General features: G+C 64.8%; 18 protein-coding genes. 10 read left to right on the top strand and 8 right to left on the bottom strand.

From position 1 onward, the window contains the following. Positions 1–139 precede the first annotated feature (139 nt). The 3 genes from clpA to icd form a co-directional block, all read right to left on the bottom strand. A complete protein-coding gene (gene clpA / locus ACSFA8_RS13835; protein ID WP_435480082.1) occupies positions 140–2,461 on the bottom strand; it encodes an ATP-dependent Clp protease ATP-binding subunit ClpA in 2,322 nt (773 codons plus the stop codon). Between the two features lie 54 nt (positions 2,462–2,515). Beyond that, complete coding sequence (gene clpS, locus ACSFA8_RS13830; protein WP_286543761.1) at positions 2,516–2,875, bottom strand: ATP-dependent Clp protease adapter ClpS; 360 nt, start codon at positions 2,873–2,875, stop codon at positions 2,516–2,518. 180 nt (positions 2,876–3,055) lie between these two features. Further along, on the bottom strand, positions 3,056–4,315 hold the full coding sequence (icd, locus tag ACSFA8_RS13825; protein WP_435480081.1) for an NADP-dependent isocitrate dehydrogenase: 1,260 nt from the start codon (positions 4,313–4,315) through the stop codon (positions 3,056–3,058). A gap of 197 nt (positions 4,316–4,512) precedes the next feature. Here icd and ACSFA8_RS13820 point away from each other — a divergent pair, with 197 nt between their 5' ends. From ACSFA8_RS13820 to ACSFA8_RS13810, 3 genes are all read left to right on the top strand, one after another. Beyond that, the gene (locus ACSFA8_RS13820) at positions 4,513–4,827 is read left to right on the top strand and encodes a cell envelope biogenesis protein TolA (RefSeq protein WP_435480080.1); all 315 of its coding nucleotides are present in this window, start codon (positions 4,513–4,515) and stop codon (positions 4,825–4,827) included. Between the two features lie 99 nt (positions 4,828–4,926). Next, on the top strand, positions 4,927–5,190 hold the full coding sequence (locus ACSFA8_RS13815; protein ID WP_435480079.1) for a hypothetical protein: 264 nt from the start codon (positions 4,927–4,929) through the stop codon (positions 5,188–5,190). Between the two features lie 84 nt (positions 5,191–5,274). Then, a complete protein-coding gene (locus ACSFA8_RS13810; RefSeq protein ID WP_435480078.1) occupies positions 5,275–5,727 on the top strand; it encodes a DUF192 domain-containing protein in 453 nt (150 codons plus the stop codon). A gap of 63 nt (positions 5,728–5,790) precedes the next feature. Here the strand turns inward: ACSFA8_RS13810 and ACSFA8_RS13805 are convergent, their stop codons facing one another. After that, positions 5,791–6,372: a superoxide dismutase gene (locus ACSFA8_RS13805; RefSeq protein ID WP_286543751.1), complete on the bottom strand. Its 582-nt coding sequence runs from the start codon at positions 6,370–6,372 to the stop codon at positions 5,791–5,793. Positions 6,373–6,455: 83 nt separating this feature from the next. Further along, positions 6,456–7,736, bottom strand: coding sequence for an exodeoxyribonuclease VII large subunit (gene xseA / locus ACSFA8_RS13800; protein ID WP_435480077.1), 1,281 nt, complete (start codon positions 7,734–7,736; stop codon positions 6,456–6,458). Positions 7,737–8,060: 324 nt separating this feature from the next. Here xseA and ACSFA8_RS13795 point away from each other — a divergent pair, with 324 nt between their 5' ends. From ACSFA8_RS13795 to adk, 6 genes are all read left to right on the top strand, one after another. Then, complete coding sequence (locus tag ACSFA8_RS13795; protein WP_435480076.1) at positions 8,061–8,693, top strand: MotA/TolQ/ExbB proton channel family protein; 633 nt, start codon at positions 8,061–8,063, stop codon at positions 8,691–8,693. Positions 8,694–8,704: 11 nt separating this feature from the next. Continuing rightward, a complete protein-coding gene (locus ACSFA8_RS13790) occupies positions 8,705–9,130 on the top strand; it encodes an ExbD/TolR family protein (RefSeq protein WP_435480075.1) in 426 nt (141 codons plus the stop codon). Position 9,131: 1 nt separating this feature from the next. Next, positions 9,132–10,112, top strand: coding sequence for a tetraacyldisaccharide 4'-kinase (gene lpxK, locus ACSFA8_RS13785; RefSeq protein WP_435480074.1), 981 nt, complete (start codon positions 9,132–9,134; stop codon positions 10,110–10,112). Continuing rightward, positions 10,093–10,275 (top strand): Trm112 family protein, encoded by a 183-nt coding sequence (locus ACSFA8_RS13780; protein ID WP_007836935.1) that lies wholly within the window; start codon positions 10,093–10,095, stop codon positions 10,273–10,275. The genes lpxK and ACSFA8_RS13780 overlap by 20 nt, the downstream gene beginning before the upstream one ends. After that, positions 10,272–11,057, top strand: coding sequence for a 3-deoxy-manno-octulosonate cytidylyltransferase (gene kdsB, locus ACSFA8_RS13775; RefSeq protein ID WP_435480073.1), 786 nt, complete (start codon positions 10,272–10,274; stop codon positions 11,055–11,057). The genes ACSFA8_RS13780 and kdsB overlap by 4 nt, the downstream gene beginning before the upstream one ends. Positions 11,058–11,159: 102 nt before the next feature. After that, on the top strand, positions 11,160–11,816 hold the full coding sequence (gene adk / locus ACSFA8_RS13770; protein WP_435480072.1) for an adenylate kinase: 657 nt from the start codon (positions 11,160–11,162) through the stop codon (positions 11,814–11,816). Between the two features lie 13 nt (positions 11,817–11,829). Here the strand turns inward: adk and ACSFA8_RS13765 are convergent, their stop codons facing one another. Genes ACSFA8_RS13765 through ACSFA8_RS13755 form a run of 3 tightly spaced genes read right to left on the bottom strand, consistent with a single transcriptional unit; the run spans position 11,830 to position 13,741 of the window. After that, entirely contained in the window at positions 11,830–12,300 is a 471-nt protein-coding gene (locus tag ACSFA8_RS13765; protein WP_435480071.1) for a DUF6152 family protein, read from the bottom strand. A gap of 17 nt (positions 12,301–12,317) precedes the next feature. Continuing rightward, complete coding sequence (locus ACSFA8_RS13760) at positions 12,318–12,737, bottom strand: hypothetical protein (protein WP_435480070.1); 420 nt, start codon at positions 12,735–12,737, stop codon at positions 12,318–12,320. Positions 12,738–12,745: 8 nt separating this feature from the next. After that, entirely contained in the window at positions 12,746–13,741 is a 996-nt protein-coding gene (locus ACSFA8_RS13755; RefSeq protein ID WP_435480069.1) for an asparaginase, read from the bottom strand. Positions 13,742–13,815: 74 nt separating this feature from the next. On the opposite strand from ACSFA8_RS13755, the gene lexA reads away from it, so the two are divergent. Beyond that, positions 13,816–14,502: a transcriptional repressor LexA gene (lexA, locus tag ACSFA8_RS13750; protein WP_435480068.1), complete on the top strand. Its 687-nt coding sequence runs from the start codon at positions 13,816–13,818 to the stop codon at positions 14,500–14,502. The last annotated feature ends 90 nt before the right edge of the window (positions 14,503–14,592 follow it).

Genomic DNA, 14,592 nt, shown 5'->3' with positions numbered 1-14,592 from the left:
AGGCCGGCAGCGTGATGCTACCGGCCTTTGACTTCATTCCAGAGATACCGCGGAACCGGCTTTGCCGGGCCACTGGTATCGCCCCCGGAAGGGGGTTGGCGCAGCGACACGAAGTGCGCGAAGCCTGGGGGAGAGCCAATTACCCCGTGGCGGCTTCCTCGGCTTCGGGCTTGGAGCGCCCTTCCTTCTTCGGCAGCGGCTGGATATCGAGCAGCACTTCGCCCTTGTCGTCGACATCGACCGACAGGCGGCCGCCGTCGATCAGGCGCCCGAACAGCAGCTCGTCGGCCAGCGCACGACGGATCGTGTCCTGGATCAGGCGCTGCATCGGCCGCGCGCCCATCAACGGATCGAAGCCCGTCTTGGCGAGGTGCTTGCGCAGCGTGTCGCTGAAAGTGACGTCGACCTTCTTCTCCGTCAGCTGCTGCTCGAGTTGCAGCAGGAACTTGTCGACCACGCGCAGGATGACCACTTCGTCAAGCGCCTTGAAGCTCACGGTCGCGTCGAGACGGTTGCGGAACTCCGGCGTAAACAGGCGCTTGATGTCGGCCATCTCGTCACCCGCCTGGCGCGGGTTGGTAAAGCCGATGGTCGCCTTGTTCATGGTTTCGGCGCCCGCGTTGGTGGTCATGACGATGATCACGTTGCGGAAGTCGGCCTTGCGTCCGTTGTTGTCGGTCAGGGTGCCATGATCCATCACCTGCAGCAGCACGTTGAAGATGTCCGGGTGCGCCTTCTCGATTTCGTCGAGCAGCAGCACCGCGTGCGGCTTCTTCGTGACGGCTTCGGTCAGCAGGCCACCCTGGTCGAAACCGACGTACCCCGGAGGCGCACCAATCAGGCGGCTCACCGCATGGCGCTCCATGTACTCCGACATGTCGAAGCGGATCAGCTCGATGCCCATGATGTAGGCCAGTTGCTTCGCCGCTTCGGTCTTGCCGACGCCGGTGGGGCCGCTGAACAGGAACGAGCCGATCGGCTTGTCGGCACGGCCCAGGCCAGAGCGCGCCATCTTGACCGCGGAGGCCAGCACTTCAAGTGCCTTGTCCTGGCCGAACACCACGCTCTTCAGGTCGCGTTCGATGGTTTGCAGCTTGCCGCGGTCATCGTTGCTGACGTTGGCCGGGGGAATGCGCGCGATCTTCGCGACGATGTCCTCGACCTCGGTCTTGCTGATGGTCTTCTTGCGCTTGCTCGGCGGCAGGATCCGCTGGGCAGCGCCGGCCTCGTCGATCACGTCGATCGCCTTGTCGGGCAGATGGCGGTCGTTGATGTACTTGGCGCTCAGCTCGGCCGCAGCCTGGAGGGCCGCCACCGCGTACTTGACGCCATGGTGTTCCTCGAAGCGCGACTTCAGGCCCTTGAGGATCTCGACCGTTTCCTGCACCGTCGGCTCGACCACGTCGACCTTCTGGAAACGACGCGACAGGGCTGCATCCTTCTCGAAGATGCCGCGGTACTCGGTGAACGTGGTGGCGCCGATGCACTTGAGCTGGCCGCTCGAGAGCGCCGGCTTCAGCAGGTTCGAGGCATCCAGCGTGCCGCCCGAGGCCGCGCCGGCACCGATCAGCGTATGGATTTCGTCAATGAACAAAATGGCGTTCGGCTTGTCCTTGAGCGACTTGAGCACGCCCTTCAGGCGCTGCTCGAAATCGCCGCGGTACTTGGTGCCTGCCAGCAGCGCACCCATGTCGAGCGAGTAGACACTCGACTCAGCCAGGATCTCCGGCACATCACCCTGCGTGATGCGCCAGGCCAGGCCCTCGGCGATCGCGGTCTTGCCGACGCCGGCCTCGCCGACCAGCAGCGGGTTGTTCTTGCGCCGGCGGCACAGGATCTGGATCACGCGCTCGACCTCGTACTCGCGGCCGATCAGCGGATCGATCTTGCCCTCGCGGGCGGCCTGGTTGAGGTTTTGCGTGAACTGCTCGAGCGGCGAAGCCTTCTCGTTCTTTTCGCCACCGCCCTCGTCGCCTTCGCTCGACGACGACTCGCTGCTGCCCTTGGCGGCTTCCGGCGGATCGCTCTTCTTGATGCCGTGGGCAATGAAGTTGACCACGTCGAGCCGGGTCACGCCCTGCTGGTGCAGGTAGTAGACCGCGTGCGAATCCTTTTCGCCGAAGATCGCGACCAGCACGTTGGCGCCGGTGACTTCCTTCTTGCCGTTGCCGGTGGACTGCACATGCATGATGGCGCGCTGGATGACGCGCTGGAAACCCAGCGTCGGCTGGGTGTCTACATCGTCGGTACCCGCCACCTGAGGCGTGTTGTCCTTGATGAAGTTGGTAAGCGACGCCCGCAGGTCGTCGACGTTGGCCGAGCAGGCGCGCAGAACTTCTGCGGCGCTCGGGTTGTCCAGCAAAGCGAGCAGCAGATGCTCCACGGTGATGAACTCGTGGCGCTGCTGCCGGGCCTCGACGAAGGCCATGTGCAAGCTGACTTCCAGTTCCTGGGCAATCATGTGATTTCCTTTTTGCCTTGCTGTAAATATGTTGCAGATGGGTTGGAGTGCGCTTTATTCAACGGGTTCACTGACGCACTGCAACGGGTGGCCCGCCTGGGCCGCCGCTTCCATCACCTGATTGACCTTGGTAGCCGCCAGATCGCGCGAGAACACGCCACAGACACCCCGGCCGTCGAGGTGGATCTTGAGCATGATCTGGGTCGCGGTCTCGCGATCCTTGTTGAAAAACTCCTGGATGACCACGATCACGAACTCCATCGGCGTGTAGTCGTCGTTCAGCATCACCACCTGGTACATCTGGGGGGGCGCTGTTTTCTGGGGGCGCCGCTCCAGGACGACCGCGTCGCCGTCATCCCGCGCCGGCTTGCGAACCGGCGGCGTTTTCGGGGTCGTTGGGATTCTCGTTGCCATGAAAATCATTCTATAGATCGAGCAAGCGCCATGCCCGGCGCCAAAGGATTTGGTGGCGGGTTCCAGACAAAACAAGTGGTCACCCGTGAAAGACGGCACGGCGCGCCCATCAAAAAGCCCCGGCGCCTTGCGGTCACCGGGGCTGGGACGATGCCGCCGGCACTCGGCCGGCCGGCCAGATCACATCTGCTCGATCATCACCTGGCCGAAGCCCGAGCAGCTCACCTGCGTGGCGCCGTCCATCAGGCGCGCGAAGTCATACGTGACCTTCTTGCTGGCGATCGACTTTTCGATCGAGCTGATGATCAGGTCGGCGGCTTCTTTCCAGCCCATGTGGCGCAGCATCATTTCGGCCGAGAGGATTTCGGAACCGGGATTCACGTAATCCTTGCCAGCGTACTTGGGCGCCGTACCGTGGGTAGCTTCGAACATCGCGACGGTGTCGCTGAGGTTCGCGCCCGGCGCGATGCCGATGCCACCGACCTGGGCGGCCAGTGCGTCCGAGATGTAGTCGCCGTTCAGGTTCAGCGTTGCAACCACCGAGTACTCGGCGGGGCGCAACAGGATCTGCTGCAGGAACGCGTCGGCGATGCTGTCCTTGATGGTGATTTCCTTGCCCGTTCGGGGATTCTTGAACTTCATCCAAGGGCCGCCGTCGATCAGCTCGGCGCCGAATTCCTTGGCCGCCAGGCCATATGCCCAGTCACGGAAGCCACCTTCGGTGAACTTCATGATGTTGCCCTTGTGCACGATGGTGACGCTGGGCTTGTCGTTGTCGATCGCGTACTGGATCGCCTTGCGCACCAGACGCTCGGTGCCTTCGCGCGAGACCGGCTTGATGCCGATGCCCGAGGTGTTGGGGAAGCGGATCTTCTTGACGCCGAACTCGTCCTGCAGGATCTTGATGAGCTTCTTGGCCTTTTCGCTTTCGGCTTCGAACTCGATGCCGGCATAGATGTCTTCCGAGTTCTCGCGGAAGATCACCATGTTGGTCTTCTCGGGTTCCTTGACCGGGGAAGGAACGCCCTTGAAGTACTGGATCGGGCGCAGGCAGACGTACAGGTCGAGCTCCTGGCGCAGCGCCACGTTGAGCGAGCGGATGCCGCCGCCGACCGGCGTGGTCAGGGGGCCCTTGATGGAGACCACATAGTCGCGCACGGCGTGCAGGGTTTCCTCCGGCAGCCAGACATCGGGGCCGTAGACCTTGGTCGACTTCTCGCCGGCGTAGACCTCCATCCAGTGGATCTTCTTCTTGCCGCCGTAGGCCTTGGCCACGGCCGCGTCGACCACCTTGATCATCACTGGCGTGATGTCGAGGCCGGTGCCGTCACCCTCAATGAACGGGATGATCGGCTGATCGGGCACATTCAGCGAGTTGTCGGCATTGACCGTGATCTTTTGGCCTTCGGACGGGACTTTGATGTGCTGATAGCTGGGCATGAGGGGCGAGGGCTCCGGGAGTGGGAAGTGGTGGCGAGGAGACAATGTGTTTCCTGCCGGCTGAATAGCCTTAGAATTTTAGACGCAACCGGAGAAGGCGAAGGATCTGTCAACCGCAGACGCCGGGCCTTCGTTGTTGGCAGACCTTCTGCTGGCCGGGAGGCGTTTTCAATCCATTCTCCACAGAGGAATCCGTAATGAGCAAAGTTCTCGCAGTCATGATCGCCGGCCTGTTCGCAGCTGGTGCCTACGCACAGACGAAGCCGGGCGAGGTGGACCCCACGGGTCAGGGCAAGCCGGCTGCCAAGGCCGAAGCCAAGGTTGCGGCCAAGCCTGCTGGTCAGGTCAAGGCGCCCGCTGGCGACATCGCCAAGACGCCCGAAGGCGGCGCCATCGGCACCGACAAGGCTGCTGCGTCCGGCGAGAAGCGTGCTGAAACGCGCGACACCCGTCGCCGCAACAAGGACGGCAGCCTGAAGCGCCGCAGCACGCAAGGCGGTACGCCGCAGTAAACCTTCGGCTCACGCCGCTTGGTCGAGGCGCCCCACGGGGCGCTTTTCTTTTTCCGAGTTCACAAAGCACTGTCAACCACCAGGGAGCGCTGCCGTTGAATGCTGGCCTTTCCAGTTCGTTGGGGGGTTTCAGATATTTTCAGATTTATAACCAAAGAGGAAATCTTCATGAAAAAGCTTCTCGCAGTCCTGATTACCGGTCTCTTCGCCGCCGGCGCGTTCGCCCAGGCTCCTGCAGCGGTCGTCGTGCCGACGCATTCGGTTCATTCGGTCAAGCATGTGGTGAAACATCACCCCAAGCACATCAAGCGCGTGGTTCATCGCCCGGTTCATCACAAGGCGCCGTTGCGCCACAAGATGTAAGCTTCGCGGCTTGCAGGAATGCCCGCTTCTGCGGGCATTTTTCATTGGCCTCACGGCCCCGCCTTCTTTCCCCAAGAGTTGCCCATGTTCAAGCGTCTGGTCGCCCTGCTTTCCTTCTGTCTGCTGGGCCTGTCGCCCGCCTGGTCGCAAGATGCCCAGATGGATCTGCAGCGCGTTCCGCTGGGCGCCGGCATGTACAAGATCGATGCGCAGGTCGCGCTTGCACCGCGCGAACGCGAGATCGGCCTGATGTACCGCAAGGAAATGCCGCAGCAGGAAGGCATGCTGTTCGTGTTCGAGGAACCGGCCACGCAGTGCTTCTGGATGAAGAACACGATACTGCCGCTCACGGCCGCGTTCGTGGCCGACGATGGCCGCATCGTGAATCTGGTCGACATGCAGCCGCAGACCACCACTTCGCATTGCTCCGAAGAACCGGTGCGCTATGTGCTCGAAATGAACCAGGGCTGGTTCGCCAAGAAGAACATCAAGAAGGGGCTCAAGCTCACCGGTACGCCTTTCGCAGCGCGTCGCTGAAGAGCGAAGGCGCCACGAAAAAGCCGACCCGCGGGTCGGCTTTTTCGTGGCGGGTACGGCGTATCAGCCGAAGTTCTTCGCAGCGAAGTCCCAGTTGACCAGCTTGGCCAGGAAGGTCTCGACGTACTTCGGGCGCAGGTTGCGGTAGTCGATGTAGTAGGCATGCTCCCAGACATCGACGGTCAGCAGCGCGGTATCGGCGGTGGTCAGGGGCGTACCCGCAGCACCTGTATTGACGATGTCGACCGAACCGTCGGCCTTTTTCACCAGCCACGTCCAGCCCGAACCGAAATTGCCGACGGCCGACTTGGTGAAGGCTTCCTTGAAGGCGTCGTAGCTGCCCCACTTGGCATCGATCGCCTTGGCCAGTGCACCGGTCGGAGCGCCGCCGCCTTGCGGCTTCATGCAGTTCCAGAAAAAGGTGTGATTCCAGATCTGCGCCGAATTGTTGTAGATGCCACCGCTGGATTTCTTGACGATTTCCTCGAGCGTCATGGCTTCGAACTCGGTGCCTTTCTGGAGGTTGTTCAGGTTCACGACGTAGGCGTTGTGGTGCTTGCCATAGTGGTATTCGAGGGTTTCCTTCGAATACTCGGGCGCCAGCGCATCCAATGCATACGGCAGGGGAGGAAGAACGTGTTCCATGTTTTTGACTCGCGGGTTGGTTGTGGGACGGAGCATTCTAGAAAGGATTCGAATGCCTCACGTCGGACGCGGGCGCGTCCCACTCAGGCCCGATCGACCGTCATGTCGACCGTGCCATCGGCCAGCCGCGCGCGCACCGCATCGCCCGGTGCGAGTTGGTGCGCGCTGGTGATGGCGCGCCCCGCCGGGTCGGCCAGCCACGCGTAACCGCGCTGCAGCACCAGGGCGGGGTCAAGCAGTTGCAGGCGTACGGCAACGCGTTCGAGCCGCTCGCGCCGCTGTGCCACAGAACGCCCCACTTTCAATGGCAAATCGGCCTGCAGAAGCTGCTGTGTCTGCAAGAGGCGTTCTGTTTTGGATAGCACCGCATAGTGCAGGCGCTGCGCCTGATGCGCCAGCCCGAGCCGTTGGCGCGCGACCATTCCGGAAGGCCGCCCGAGCCTGCCGGCCGCGAGGTCGAGCCGTTGGCCGAGCACATCGAGTCGCGCGCCGAGCGCATCGCCCAGGCGCTCGCCGATCAGACCGAGCGCTTCAAGCCAGAGCGCCTGAGGCGCCGCCACCAGTTCCGCCGCTGCTGTCGGCGTCGGCGCGCGCAAATCGGCGCAGAAGTCCGCGATCGTGAAGTCGGTTTCGTGGCCGACGCCGCTGACCACCGGCACGGGACTCTGCGCGATCGTGCGCGCCAGGGTTTCGTCGTTGAAGGCCCAGAGGTCTTCGATCGAGCCGCCGCCACGCACCAGCAGGATCGCATCGGGCGCCGGATGCAGCGCATACAGCGCGCGCAGCGCCGCAACCAGCTCGGCCGGCGCCTGCACACCCTGCACGGCTGCCGGCGCAAGCACCACCTCCACATGGGGCGCGCGCCGGCGCAGCGCGGTGACGACATCGTGCAGTGCGGCTGCACCGAGCGATGTCACCAGGCCGATGCGTCGCGGCATTGCCGGCAGTGCACGCTTGCGCGACGGATCGAACAACCCCTCGGCCTCGAGCCGCGCCTTCCGCTGCAGGAACTGCTCGAACAATGCGCCCTGCCCCGCGCGGCGCAGGCTTTCGACCACCAGTTGCAGGTCGCCTCGCGGCTCGTACACCGCAAGACGGCCGCGCACCTCGACCTGGTCGCCGTCGCGCGGGCTGAAATCCAGCAGGCTCGCGGCGCGGCGGAACATCGCGCAGCGAAGCTGGCCGGCCTCGTCTTTCAAGGAGAAATAGCAATGCCCGCTGGCGGCGCGCGAGAACCCCGAAATCTCGCCCCGCACCGTGACTGGATTGAAGCGTGCATCGAGTGCATCGGCCACTGCGCGGCACAGCGCGCCAACCGGCCAGACGCGCGGCCCCGAAGCCGTTGGTGCCAGAACTTCGCTCATACCGCACTCATGGGAGCAGGTGCCCCGATGCCGATTCGTCCACAGGCGCATGCACCAAGGCAGGGCTCAGCATGGAGGCGCCGCTGCGCGCGCAGGCTGTCGTGCAAGTTGTTGATTTGATGGAGAAAACTACTGCTCAAAATTCGATCGATCCGACCGGACCCCCTGCCCATGCGGGTTCTGGCAACTTGCCAACGCGGTTAATCACAAAGTTATCCACAGAATCTGTGGGCCATGTCCGACAGCGCAAGAGGAACGGCATGACGGGTATTGCTCGGAGATAATCGCGCCGCATTTGCACAGTCCACACGGCCGGAGAATCATTTGTTATCGATCATAGTTGCTGCGGGTTGGCCGATCTGGCCGCTGCTCGCCTGTTCGGTGCTGGCGCTTGCGCTGGTGATCGAGCGTTTCGTCAACCTCAAGACCGTGCGGGTGCTGCCGCCGAAACTGCTGGACGAAGCCATCACTGTTTCCCATGCCGCGATCCCGGGGCCCGATGTGGTGACCAAGCTCGAGCAGAACTCCGCGCTGGGCCAGGTGCTGGCCTCCGGTTTTCGGGCGCTCAACGCCAATCCGCGCTGCACCGAGGATGATCTGCGTGCCGCGATGGAAGCGGCCGGCCGCACCGTGGCACACCAGCTCGAGCGCTGGCTGCCTGCGTTGGCGACCATCGCATCGGCCGCCCCGCTGCTGGGACTGCTGGGCACGGTGATTGGCATGATCGAGATCTTCGGCTCGCAATCGCCCGCCAGCGGCGCGGCCGGCTCCGGCAACCCGGCTCAACTGGCGCACGGCATCTCGATCGCGCTCTACAACACGGCCTTCGGATTGATCGTCGCGATCCCGACGCTGATCTTCTGGCGCTACTTCCGCACCCGCGTCGACGAGTACCTGCTGAATCTCGAACTCGCCGGCGAACGCTTCGCCCGTCACCTCAACGCATTGCGCAAATGACAAGAGGCCGCATGCACTTCCGCCACGGCGCGCGCGACGAGCCGGAGATCAACCTGATCCCGTTCATCGACGTGCTTCTGGTGGTGTTGATCTTCCTGATGCTGTCGACCACCTACAGCAAGTTCACCGAGATGCAGCTGCGGCTGCCGGTGGCCGATGCGGATGCGCAGCGCGACTACCCGAAGGAAGTGATCGCGGCCGTTTCGGCCGATGGTCGCTATTCGATCAACAAGACCGTCCTGCCCGACCGCAGTGTCGAGACCGTGGCCGCCGCACTGGCAGCCGCGGCCAGCGGCGGCAAGGACACGGTGGTGGTGATCAGTGCGGACGCGAACGCGCCGCACCAGTCGGTCATCACCGTGATGGAGGGCGCCCGCCGCGCGGGCTTGATGCAGATCACCTTCGCCACGCAGTCGGCTGCGCAGGCCGGGCGCTGACTTGTCGTTGCAGCGGGCCTGGCTGGGACGCGGGCTGCTGGCGCGGCTGCTGTGGCCCGTCTCCCTGCTCTATGGCGCGCTGACGCTGCTGCGGTGCGGGTTGTACCAGGCCGGCGTCTTCAAGACCGAGCGCGTCGGCGTGCCGGTGCTCGTGGTCGGCAATGTGATCGCGGGCGGCGCCGGCAAGACACCGGTGGTGATGGCGCTGGTTCGGCACCTGCGCGCACGCGGCTTGCAGGTGGGCGTGATTTCGCGCGGCTACGGTCGCCGTACCCGCGACTGCCGCGAAGTGCTCCCTGCCGCCGATACGCGCGATGTCGGCGACGAGCCGGCCCTGATCGCTCGCTCGACCGGTGCGCCCGTGTTCGTGGCGGCGCGCCGCGTTGAAGCCGCGCGCGCCCTCCTCGCACGTCACCCGCAAACCCACATCATCGTGAGCGACGACGGGCTCCAGCACCTGGCGCTCGTGCGCGACATCGAACTGTGCGTATTCGACGACCGCGGCATCGGCAACGGCTGGCTCCTGCCGGCCGGGCCGTTGCGCGAGTACTGGCCGCGTCGCTGCGACCTGGTGCTGCACACCGGCGCCAACCTCGCGTTCGGCGGCTATCGCGCGCAACGCACGCTGGCCGAGCACGCATTGCGTAGCGATGGCAGCCGCGTGCCGCTGGCGGAACTGGCCGACCGCCCGGTGATCGCGCTCGCTGCGATTGCCCGACCCGAAGCTTTTTTCGACATGCTGCGCGCCCAGGGCGTCACGCCTGAGCGCTGCATCGCGCTGCCCGATCACTATGATTTCGATAGCTGGCAACGTCCGTCCGACGGGCCCTACAGCCTTGTTTGTACCGAAAAGGATGCGGTCAAGCTGTGGCGCATTGCACCCGATGCGCTGGCCGTGCCGCTGGTGTTCACACCCGAGCCGGCCTTCTTCGCGGCGCTGGACGCAAAGCTATCATCGGTCGATGGACACCAAGCTGCTTGAATTGCTGGTCTGCCCCGTGACCAAGGGGCCGCTGACCTGGAACCCGGAGAAGCAGGAGCTCTGCTCCCGCTCCGCGCGCCTCGCCTATCCGGTGCGCGACGGCATCCCGGTGCTGCTCGAGAACGAGGCGCGCACGCTGTCCGACGAAGAGCTGGGGCTTTGAGCTTCACCGTCTTGATACCGGCGAGGCTGGCGTCGACGCGCCTGCCGGACAAGCCACTTGCCGATCTGTGCGGTTTGCCGATGGTGGTGCGCGTGGCGCAGCGCGCGCAGTTGTCGGGCGCGGTGCGCGTCGTGGTCGCGGGCGATCACGCGCGCATCGTCGACGCGTGCAAGACCCATGGCATCGAGGCGCTGCTGACCCGTACCGACCACCTGAGCGGTAGCGACCGTCTGGCCGAAGCCTGCACGCTGCTCGATCTGGCGGACGACGCGATCGTGGTCAATGTGCAGGGGGACGAGCCGCTGATCGACCCGTCGCTGATCGACGCCGTCGCGACAACGCTCGCAAACGATCCCGAAGCCTCGATGAGCACCGCGGTGCACGCCATCGATTCGACCGAAGATTTTCTCAATCCGAACGTGGTGAAAGCCGTGCTCGACGCACGCGGCTACGCGCTTTACTTCAGCCGCGCGCCGATCCCCTGGTGGCGCGACGGCTTCGCAGCGCAGGGCTTGGGCGCGCTGCCCTCTCCCGCACCGTTGCGGCACATCGGCATCTATGGCTACCGGGCCGGCTTCGTGCGGCAATTCCCCCGGTTGCCGGCAGCGCCGGTCGAAGCGATCGAGGCACTCGAACAATTGCGCGCCATGTGGCACGGCCATCGCATCGCGGTGCATGTGAGTGCGCATGCACCAGGCCCGGGCGTCGACACGCCGGACGACCTTTTGCGGGTGCGCGCGCGCATCGCCGGAATGCTTTCGGAAGGCCCGCTTTCCGAGTGAGCGCGGGCAAAAGCCCATGCTATCCTCGAAGCAGCTTCGCGCTGTCCGGCCCTCGCGGCATGAATGGCGCGTCAAGAAATCCAAGAACCTTCCGAGGACACCATGAGACTGATTTTGTTGGGCGCCCCCGGGGCAGGCAAAGGCACGCAAGCCACTTTCCTGTGCAAGAAGTACGGCATCCCGCAGATCTCGACGGGTGACATGCTGCGCGCCGCCGTCAAGGCCGGCACGCCGCTGGGCCTGGAGGCCAAGGCCATCATGGAATCGGGTGCGCTCGTGAGCGACGACCTGATCATCAATCTGGTGAAAGAGCGCATTGCGCTGCCCGACTGCACCAACGGTTTTCTGTTCGACGGATTTCCCCGCACCATTCCGCAGGCCGATGCGATGAAGGCGGCGGGCGTCAAGATCGACTACGTACTCGAGATCGACGTGCCGTTCTCCGACATCATCGAGCGCATGGGTGGCCGCCGCTCGCACCCGGCATCCGGGCGCACCTATCACGTCAAGTTCAACCCGCCGAAAGTCGAAGGCATCGACGACGTCACGGGTGAACCGCTGATCCAGCGCGACGACGACAAGGAAGACACCGTGCGCAAGCGGCTCGAGGTGTACGGCCAGCAAACGCGTCCGCTGGTCGAGTACTACGCGAGCTGGGCCAAAGCCGACCCGGCTGCAGCGCCGAAGTACCGTGCCATCGCAGGTGTCGGCAGCGTCGACGAAATCACCCAGCGCGCACTCGCGGCGCTGAACGACTGACCGTCGTCAGCCGTCAGGCCGGACTGGAACGCAGCGCGTAGGTCTTGCCGCCGACAAACAGGTATTCGACGCGCATCACGGCCTCGCCCTTCTCGTCCTTGAAGGTGAAGCCGATGGCGGACAGCGTGGCGCCGGGCTTGATCTCTTCCACGCTCCATGCCGACATGCGCGTGAGGGGCGCGAGTTCCAGCTCCCATCGACGATCCTTGCGCGTCGGCACCACGGCTCTGGCCAGCAGCGCCTTGCCATCGACCGCAGCGCTCTGCGCGGGCAGCGCACGCTGGGCCAGATCGGCCGGCACCTTGATGTCGGCCGGCAACTCGATCACGAGTTCGGCATGCGGGTTCTGCCAGCGTGAACTCAGCACCTTGCCCTCGAGGTAGATCGGCCGCTCGGCGTCGAAACTGCTCCAGCCGTGGTGCGCCCGGACGCCGGGCGCAACGAGCGCTGTGGCGGCTACAGCAAGAAAATGGCGGCGTTGCATGACGAGCTCCTTCGCGTTCAGTAGTACGCAATCCAGCGGCCGCAGAACACGACCGCGACCCAGATCACAGTGGACAGCAACATCTGGGCGCGGGCAAGGCCGTCCAGCCGGGCCAGCGAGCCACGCCCGTGGAACCATGCTGCGTTGCAGCCGGCCGCGACGAGCAGCAGCATCTTGAGCACGAAGCTGCGGTTGGCGAGCAACTCGGACGGCTGCGTCGAGAACATCAGAAGGCCGCTCGCCGCGGCGAGCGCGAAACCGGCCAGGGCGATGCCAAGCGACAGCCGGGCAAGCGCCTCTACCGGCAGCGCCGCGCCGCGACCGAACACGCGCAACTCGAACAGCACGAGGTTGCCAAACAACAGTCCGATCCCGAGGATGTGCACCGCCTCCAGCACCGGATAAGCCCAGGGATGGGTCTGCAGCGCGGCGAACATCGCTTCCTTCAGCCGGACGCGTCGGCGCCGATCAGCTCGAGCATCAGCGCGATGCGCGCCTTGACCGGGCTCAACCCGCCTGCATCAGGCAGCGCATCACCCGCCTTCGGGAGGATGTGCCCGCTGGTGCAACGCGTGGCGCGCAGCACCGCGATGCCGGTGGCCTGCGCGCGCAATGCCGAAGCCTCCAGTTCACGATGCAGCGTGCCGTTGCCGGTGGCGGCAAGCACCAGGCCCCGCACGGCATCGGGAGAGCCCGCCTCCCGTTCGCGCACCAATGCGTCGACGATGGTGCCGCGCGCACCGGCATGGCTCGTCAGGATCTCCACGCGCGGCGCGGCGCCAACGCTTGCGAGCCAATCAATGGCCGTTTGCGCCCTCCCCTCGGAAGCTGTAGGCCAGTTTCGCAGCAAGCGAACGACGCCCTCCTCGACATAGCCGTGCGGGCCGGCATCGCCGGACGCGAAGGCGTCGACCCGATAGGTGTGCACCTTCTGCACGTCGAGCGCGCTGTGAATCACGCCGGCGCAGACCACCACCACCCCGCTCGCGCCTTCGGTGGCCGCGACCGCGATCGCATCGCGCACGTTCTGCGGGCCATCGGGCGACAGTGCGGTCGCGGGCCGCATGGCGCAGGTCAGCACCACGGGCTTGCGGGGCGCCAGCACCGATTGAAGAAAAAAGCCCGTCTCTTCGAGCGTGTCGGTGCCGTGGGTGATCACGATGCCTGCCACGTCGGGCTGTGCCAGCCAGTGCGCGCAGCGCTGCGCGAGCTGCTGCCAGACGGCGAACTCCATGTCCTTGCTGTCGACCTGCGCAACCTGCTCGGCCTCCAGCGTCACGCCGGCGGGCGCGTCGATGCCGCCGACCAGCGCGGCCACGCCCACTTCGCCCGCGGTGTAGCCGATGTTGTCCCCGGGCTGCGCGGCTCGCCCGGCGATGGTGCCACCGGTGCCCAGCACCAGGATGCGGCGCAGCGTTGCTGTTGCGGATTGCGTGACCATCACTTGCCAACTTTCAAAAACTGGTTAAAAATACAGTTACTGGATACACAGCCAGTATCGCAAGGAGTCAACGCATGCTCAACCTGTCGACTTTCGCCGTCAAGCTTACCGCCCGGCAGCAACAGATTCTGGATCTCATCCAGAGCGCCATCGCCCGAACCGGTGCGCCGCCCACGCGCGCCGAGATCGCAGCCGAACTGGGCTTCAAATCGGCCAACGCGGCCGAAGAACACCTGCAGGCGCTGGCGCGCAAGGGCGTGATCGAACTGGTCAGCGGCACCTCGCGCGGCATTCGCCTGAAGGGCGATGCACTGCGCGCCATCAACGAAACCCGCTCCAGCCAGTATTCGCTCGGTCTGCCCGGCATGGCCCAGCTCGCACTGCCACTGATCGGCCGCGTTGCAGCCGGTTCGCCGATCCTCGCGCAGGAGCACGTCGATCAAACCTACTACGTCGAGAACACGCTGTTCCAGCGCCAGCCCGACTACCTGCTCAAGGTACGCGGCATGTCGATGCGCGATGCCGGCATCATGGACGGCGACCTGCTCGCGGTGCAGGCCACCAAGGAAGCGCGCAACGGCCAGATCGTCGTGGCCCGGCTGGGCGACGAGGTCACCGTCAAGCGCCTCAAGCGCAACAAGCAGGTGATCGAGCTGCATGCCGAAAACCCCGACTATCCGACCATCATCGTGCAGCCCGGCGAGCCCTTCGAAATCGAAGGCCTCGCCGTCGGCCTGATCCGCAACACGATGCTGATGTAGCCATCACCGGCAGCAACAGGTGGCGGGCGTATGGCGCAAGGCCATCACCCTGTTGCAGCCGGACGAGACGCAATCCTGCCTGTGTTCAAC

The organism is Variovorax nitratireducens (assembly GCF_051216545.1).
Taxonomy (GTDB): Bacteria; Pseudomonadota; Gammaproteobacteria; order Burkholderiales; family Burkholderiaceae_C; genus Variovorax.
This window is presented reverse-complemented; position numbering and strand designations above follow the sequence as displayed.